Source organism: uncultured Mycobacterium sp., assembly GCF_964249325.1.
In the GTDB taxonomy this organism is placed as follows: Bacteria; Actinomycetota; Actinomycetes; order Mycobacteriales; family Mycobacteriaceae; genus Mycobacterium.
Window position 1 is genome coordinate 1 of the sequence record NZ_CAXUCH010000047.1, and the last position, 7,138, is coordinate 7,138.

General features: G+C 64.9%; 5 protein-coding genes and 3 pseudogenes (1 of these 8 cut by a window edge). 4 read left to right on the plus strand and 4 right to left on the minus strand.

Annotated elements, in window-relative coordinates:
• The 3 genes and pseudogenes from ACFE99_RS08615 to prfB form a co-directional block, all read right to left on the minus strand.
• A pseudogene (locus ACFE99_RS08615) lies at positions 1 to 301 on the minus strand (hypothetical protein); the annotation flags it as partial.
• 32 nt (positions 302 to 333) lie between these two features.
• Complete coding sequence (locus tag ACFE99_RS08620; RefSeq protein ID WP_375484313.1) at positions 334 to 1,317, minus strand: mechanosensitive ion channel family protein; 984 nt, start codon at positions 1,315 to 1,317, stop codon at positions 334 to 336.
• The gene (gene prfB / locus ACFE99_RS08625) at positions 1,310 to 2,422 is read right to left on the minus strand and encodes a peptide chain release factor 2 (protein WP_375484314.1); all 1,113 of its coding nucleotides are present in this window, start codon (positions 2,420 to 2,422) and stop codon (positions 1,310 to 1,312) included. The genes ACFE99_RS08620 and prfB overlap by 8 nt, the downstream gene beginning before the upstream one ends.
• 135 nt (positions 2,423 to 2,557) lie before the next feature.
• Between prfB and ACFE99_RS08630 the strand changes: the two are divergent.
• Positions 2,558 to 3,934 (plus strand): annotated as a pseudogene (locus ACFE99_RS08630) (FAD-dependent oxidoreductase).
• Positions 3,935 to 4,077: 143 nt separating this feature from the next.
• Complete coding sequence (locus ACFE99_RS08635; protein WP_375484338.1) at positions 4,078 to 5,211, plus strand: tellurite resistance/C4-dicarboxylate transporter family protein; 1,134 nt, start codon at positions 4,078 to 4,080, stop codon at positions 5,209 to 5,211.
• On the opposite strand, the gene ACFE99_RS08640 is transcribed toward ACFE99_RS08635, so the two are convergent.
• Entirely contained in the window at positions 5,105 to 5,437 is a 333-nt protein-coding gene (locus ACFE99_RS08640) for a hypothetical protein (RefSeq protein ID WP_375484315.1), read from the minus strand. The two genes, ACFE99_RS08635 and ACFE99_RS08640, sit on opposite strands and share 107 nt — an antisense overlap.
• Before the next feature lie 23 nt (positions 5,438 to 5,460).
• On the opposite strand from ACFE99_RS08640, the gene hisN reads away from it, so the two are divergent.
• Both hisN and amrS read left to right on the plus strand, forming a co-directional pair.
• Positions 5,461 to 6,246, plus strand: coding sequence for a histidinol-phosphatase (gene hisN, locus ACFE99_RS08645; RefSeq protein WP_375484316.1), 786 nt, complete (start codon positions 5,461 to 5,463; stop codon positions 6,244 to 6,246).
• A 19-nt stretch (positions 6,247 to 6,265) separates the two neighbouring features.
• Positions 6,266 to 7,138 (plus strand): annotated as a pseudogene (gene amrS, locus ACFE99_RS08650) (AmmeMemoRadiSam system radical SAM enzyme); it runs 235 nt beyond the window's last position.

Below are 7,138 nucleotides of genomic sequence, written 5' to 3' on the forward strand. Positions count from 1 at the left end.
GTGTAGGAGTGGTCGTCGCCGTCATGGTCGGCGTCTTGGTCACCGTCACGGTGGACGGCGGCTGCTGCAACCTGCTGCGCGGCACCCACGTGTAGTTCGGGTCGGGCACGAAGCCCGGCGGCACCACCTGCGTGGCGGGCACCTGGGCGGGCGGTTTCGACGGCTCGTACGTGTCGTGAAGCCACCACACCGCCAAAAAAAGAAGGATCAAAGCCACCGTGGACGTGCGCACGTGACCGCCGAACAGGTAGCCAGGCCGGCCCCGCTGCGCCTCGCCGCCGGCGCGCCTGAAGGCGTTCATCGTGAAGTTCCAAGCTCTCGGCACCGCTGACTTCACCGCCTCTGCACCGCCCCCTGCGTCTCCTCCTCGGCGCCTTCGGCAGTCGCCGGATGCACGATCGCGCCCACCGTCGGCTGCGTTTCATTGGCAGAAACGATCCCGGCCCGCGCAAGCGCGCGTACTACCAGCACACGTAACTCCCGGCCCGCCTGGAACTGCTTGCCCGGCAACGTCCGAGCCACCAACCGCAAAGTAACGGTGTCTACCTGGATGCTTTCCACCCCCATCACGGTCGGCGCATCCAGCAACAACTCCCCCAGCACCGCATCCTCGCGGGCGTGTTCGCACTCCTGCCGCAGGACCTCGTTGACTTCGCTGAGGTCGGCGCTCGTGGGCACCGGGATGTCGACGACGGCGCGCGCCCAGTCCTTGGACAGGTTGACCGACTTGACGATCTGGCCGTTCGGCACGGTGAACACCTCGCCGTCAGGTGAGCGCAGCTTGGTCACCCGCAGTGTGACGTTCTCCACTGTGCCGCTGGCGTCGGTCGATGACCCGACGATGGTGAGCTCAACGAGATCGCCGAACCCGTACTGCTTTTCGGCAATGATGAAAAACCCGGACAGCAGATCTTTGACGAGCTGCTGGGCACCGAAGCCCAGCGCAGCGCCCAGTACGGTTGCCGGAGCCACCAGTCCGCGCACTGAAAGCTGCAAAACATCGGCGATCTGGACCGCGACGGCCACCGCGATCAGCACGATCGCCACCCACGAAATTACCGCCGCCACCGCCTGCCGGTGTTTGGTCGCTTCTGAACGCACCAGCGCGTCACTCTCGGTGAAACCCACGTCGAGACGCTCGGTCACCTTTTGCGCCGCCCAGTTGACGAACCGGGCCGCCAGCACCGCGCCGATCAGCAGCAGGACGATACGCAGACCCTTGTCGAGGATCCAGTCACGGATGTCGCCGCGCCACAAGTCATACCAGGGTTGGGCCACGTAGGTTCCGGTCACCGCCAAAATGGTGGTATCAGTCATCGCCTCGTCTGTTGCGCCACCGGATCCCCGCTTCCAGGAATCCGTCGATGTCCCCGTCCAGCACGGCCGCGGGGTTGCCGACCTCGTATTCGGTGCGCAAGTCCTTGACCATCTGGTACGGATGCAGAACGTAGGACCGCATCTGGTTACCCCAGGAACTGCCGCCGTCACCCTTCAGCGCATCAAGCTCAGCACGCTCTTCTAAGCGCTTGCGCTCCAACAACTTTGCCTGAAGCACTCGCAACGCCGACATTTTGTTCTGCAGCTGCGATTTCTCGTTCTGGCAAGTCACGACGATACCGGTCGGCACGTGGGTAAGTCGAACGGCCGAGTCAGTGGTGTTAACCGACTGGCCGCCGGGACCGCTGGAGCGGTACACATCGACGCGGATATCGCCTTCTGGAATGTCGATGTGATCGGTGGTCTCCACCACAGGGAGTACCTCGACCTCGGCGAACGACGTCTGCCGGCGGTGCTGGTTGTCGAACGGGCTGAGCCGCACTAGCCGGTGGGTGCCCTGTTCGACCGACAACGTGCCGTACGCGTACGGCGCGTGCACGGCAAAGGTCGCGCTTTTGATCCCGGCCTCTTCGGCGTAGGACGTGTCGAATACCTCGACCGGATAGTTGTGTTGCTCGGCCCAGCGGATGTACATCCGCATCAGCATCTCGGCCCAGTCGGCGGCGTCGACCCCGCCGGCGCCGGAGCGGATGGTGACCAGCGCCTCACGCTCGTCGTATTCGCCGGACAACAGGGTCCGAACTTCCATGGCTTCGATGTCGGCGCGCAGCGCCTTGAGCTCGGCGTCGGCTTCGGCGAGGGTCTCGGCCGCGGCACCGTCTTCTTCGGCGGCCAGTTCGTAGAGCACCGGCAGGTCGTCAAGCCGGCGGCGGAGCTCTTCAACGCGCCGCAGTTCCCCCTGAGCGTGCGATAACTCGCTGGTCACCTGCTGCGCGCGGGTCTGGTCGTCCCACAATTTGGGATCGGAGGCTTCATGTTCGAGCTTCTCGATCCGACCGCGTAGACCGTCGACATCGAGCACCCGCTCCACCGTGGTCAGCGTGGAGTCGAGCGCGGCGATGTCGGTTTGCCGGCCAGCAGCCACCGGGGCTCCTGTAACCTTGCCGCCGGCTACGTTGCGGTCCCGCAGGGCGGGCCCTTGTAGGACCCGGGCCATCGAAACCAGCCAGCCATGCGACAAGCGGGCCTACGCACGGGTAGCCGTTTAGCATCGGGCTGTATGCGCCCCTACCACGTCGCGATAATCGGCTCCGGTCCGTCGGGATTCTTTGCCGCGGCATCTCTGCTGAAAGCCGCAGAGTCCTCAGACGACATCAACGTAGCCGTCGACATGCTCGAAATGTTGCCTACACCGTGGGGTCTGGTGCGCTCGGGCGTCGCGCCCGACCACCCGAAGATCAAGTCGATCAGCAAACAGTTCGAGAAGACGGCCGAAGACCCGCGGTTTCGTTTTTTCGGCAATGTCGTGGTCGGGGAGCACATCCAGGCCGCCGAACTCGCCGAGCGCTACGACGCGGTGATCTATGCCGTCGGCGCGCAATCCGATCGAGCGTTGAACATCCCCGGTGAACACCTCCCCGGCAGCATCGCCGCCGTCGACTTCGTCGGCTGGTACAACGCCCATCCCTATTTTTTTTATTTTTCTGCTTACATGTAGTGCTTCAGTGTTTTAGTCGTCGGCAACGGCAATGTCGCACTGGACGTCGCGCGCATTCTGGTGACCGATCCCGACGTGCTCGCCCTGACCGATATCGCCGATCACGCGTTGGAGTCCCTGCGCCCATGCGGTGTTGAAGAGGTCATCATCATCGGCCGGCGCGGCCCGCTGCAGACGGCGTTCACCACGCTGGAGTTGCGGGAGCTGGGCGACCTCGAGGGTGTCGACGTGGTCGTCGATCCGGCGCAGCTGGAAGGGATCAGCGACGACGACGCGGCCGCGGTGGGCAAGACCGCCAAACAGAACCTTAAGGTGCTGCGCGACTACGCCGCGCGCCCACATCGCCCCGGGCATCGCCGCATCGTCTTGCGGTTCTTCACCTCTCCTATCGAAATCAAAGGTGACGGCAGGGTCGAACGGATTGTGCTCGGCCGCAACGAGCTGGTCACCGACGACAGCGGTCGGGTGGTGGCCAAGGACACCGGCGCCCGCGAGGAATTGCCTGTCCAGTTGGTGGTCCGGTCGGTCGGCTATCGCGGTGTACCCACGCCCGGGCTACCGTTCGACGAGCGCAGCGGAACCATCCCGAATACCAACGGCCGGGTGGAAGGCAGCCGCAACGAGTACGTCGTCGGCTGGATCAAGCGCGGGCCAACCGGGGTGATCGGCACCAACAAGAAGGACTCCCAAGACACCGTCGACACCTTGCTCGCCGACCTTGCCGCGGCCCGAGAATCAGGAACGTCCGCTTTCGCGGACTTCCCCGAGGACCATGCCGACAAGCTCGCCGACTGGCTGATGTCACGGCAGCCGAAGCTGATCACCGCCACGCACTGGCAGGCCATCGACCAACACGAGCGCTCAGCCGGCGAACCGCACGGGCGCCCGCGGGTCAAACTGTCGAGCCTCGACGAGCTGTTGCGGATAGCGCACGGCTGACCTTCCGGTCAGCCGGCTGTGCCGACCTTCCGGAGCATTAGCATCCGCGGGTGCGTGCTACCCCTAGGACCGTGGACTACTGGCGCAGATCAGTGTTACGTACTGAGCAACGACCATCGGCAGCTTCGGCGGAACCCACCGGTATCCGCCAGGCGGTACGGACCCTCAACCCGGGTTATTTCGCGCTGGTGATGGCCACCGGCATCGTGTCGATCGCGATGTATTACCACCGCACCTATTCGGCCTCCGTTGCGCTGCTGTGGCTGACCGGCCTTGCTTACGTTCTCCTCGTGGTGCTCAGCGGCGCGCGAATCATCCTCTACGGCAAAGACGTTGCCCAGGATTTGGTCAATCCCGGCCGGGCTTTCGGGCTCTTCACTTTCGTCGCTGCCACCGACGTGCTCGGTACCCGGCTCGCCGTCGACGCCCACTACCGGCTCGCCTTCGCGCTGTTGGTCGTCGGCTGGCTCAGCTGGCTGGTGCTGGGCTACCTGGTGCCCTGGACCGCGGTGTTACGGCATCGTCACCAGCCCGTGCTTCAGACCGCGAACGGAACCTGGTTCATCTTCGTCGTCGCCAGTCAGTCCCTCGCCGTGCTCGCCGCCGTGGTGGAACCCGCACTCGGAAACGAACGCCGGGAACTGGCCCTGCTGGCAGTGTTCTCCTGGTCGGTCGGCGTGTTCCTGTACGGCGGTACCGGTGTCTTGGTCACCGCCCGCATGCTGCTCTACCCGCTGCGGCCAGAAGACCTCAACCCGCAGTACTGGGTATCGATGGGCGCCACCGCGATCACCGTGCTGGCCGGTGCGCGCATCGTCGAGATGGCCAACGCGCCGATGGTCGCTGCTACCCGGGGCCTGATCGCGGGAACCTCGGTTATCTTCTGGGCCTTTGGCACCTGGTTACTGCCGCCGCTGGTTGCCGCCGGCATTTGGAAGCACATCATCCACCGCATCCCGCTGCGCTACGAAGCAGGACTGAGGAGTGTGGTGTTCCCGCTGAGCATGTACGGGGTCGGCGGGCACTACCTCGGGCGGGCCGACCATTTACCACTCGTCAAGTACATCAGCGACGTCGAGAGCTGGATCGCCTTGGCGGCGTGGGCGATCACGTTCGTGGCGATGGTGCACCACCAGGTGACCACCGTGGGCGGAGCGGCCCGCATCCGCGCTAAACAGAGGGTTGCTCAGGCGGGGCGAAAGCCCACTTGTCCGGATTCCTCTGTGAGTACACCACCGGCAGCAGTTGACCCATCGTCGGCCATTGATCGACGTTGACGGCCATCCGCTGATAAACCGTGTGCTCGTTGACTGTCGGCCCGTTGATGACTCCGGTGATCGTGACGTACTGCTCACCGGTCGCATCGGGTCGCGGGCTGACGCCGGTGACCAGCAGCGTGCCGGTTACCGCGTCCGGGCCGGGGCCGCGTCGCATGAACCGCGGGGCCAGCAACACCGCCAACGTCGCAATCAGCAGGAGCAGCGCACCGATTTCCCAGCCCACCTGGCCATGGTAGGACTGCTGGCGTGAAGCGCACCGACGACGATCTGGCGGTGGCGTTGACGCTTGCCGACCGAGCGGACACGGTGACGCTGGCCCGATTCGGCGCGTTGGACCTGCAGGTGGACACCAAACCGGATCTGACGCCGGTCACTGACGTCGATCGCGCGGTCGAATCCGAGTTACGAGAAGCGCTGCAACGCGAGCGGCCTGACGACAGCGTTTTAGGCGAAGAGTTCGGCGGCGCAACGGCTTTCAGCGGTCGGCAGTGGATCATCGACCCGATCGACGGCACCAAGAACTTCGTGCGCGGCGTGCCGGTGTGGGCGACCTTGATCGCTTTGCTCGACGACGGGGTGCCGTCGGTCGGAGTGGTCAGCGCGCCGGCGCTGCGGCGACGGTGGTGGGCAGCTCGGGGCGCTGGCGCTTTCGCTGCCGCCGACGGCTCGCCGTCACGCCGGCTGTCGGTGTCCTCGGTGGCGGAGTTGGGGTCGGCGAGCCTATCGTTCTCCAGCCTGTCGGGATGGGCGCAGCTGGGCTTACGGGAACGTTTCCTCGCGCTGACCGACGCGGTGTGGCGAGTGCGCGCTTATGGCGACTTCTGGTCCTATTGCCTGGTGGCCGAGGGCGCCGTCGACGTCGCCGCCGAACCGGAGGTGTCGGTGTGGGACCTGGCGCCGCTGGACATTCTCGTGCGCGAAGCGGGCGGCGCGTTCACCAGTCTCGACGGTAGCGCCGGTCCGCACGGCGGTAGCGCGGTGGCGACCAACGGCTTACTGCATGATGAGGTACTGAACCGACTGCGCGCGTAATCTGGCGGGCGAGCACGCCATGAGTGACCCGTTCACGATCGCGACGAAACACTGGCACCGCCTCGACGACGGCCGGATTCAGTGCGACGTATGCCCTCGCGCCTGCAAGCTGCACGAGGGCCAACGGGGACTGTGTTTCGTCCGCGCCCGCATCGACGACCAGATCATGCTCACCAGCTACGGGCGCTCCAGCGGATTCTGCGTCGATCCGGTGGAGAAGAAGCCGCTCAACCACTTCCTGCCCGGTTCGGCGGTGCTCTCGTTCGGAACAGCGGGTTGCAACCTCGCTTGCAAGTTCTGCCAGAACTGGGACATCTCCAAGTCTCGCGAAGTCGACACCCTTGCCAGCCGGGCCAGGCCGGACGACATCGCTCGGGTTGCTGCCGAATTGGGTTGCCGTAGTGTGGCTTTCACCTACAATGACCCGACGATCTTTTGGGAGTACGCCGCTGATGTCGCCGATGCCTGCCATCAGCGTGGCATCAAAGCGGTTTCAGTGACGGCCGGTTACATGAGTCCGGCGCCTCGGGCGGAGTTCTATCGGCACATCGATGCCGCCAACGTGGATCTGAAAGCGTTCACCGAGGACTTCTACCGCAAGGTCTGCGTCGGGCATCTCGACGACGTGCTCGACACCTTGGTGTACCTGCGCCGGGAAACCGATGTGTGGTTCGAGATCACCACCCTGCTCATTCCCGGACGCAACGACAGTGACGGCGAAATCGCCGCGGAGTGTGAGTGGATCCGCGAAAACCTCGGCACCGACGTGCCGCTGCATTTCACCGCATTCCACCCCGACTACAAGATGCCCGACACACCGCCGACCCCGCCCGCTACCCTGACCCGGGCCCGCCGCATCGCACTCAACGAGGGCTTGCGGTTCGTCTACACC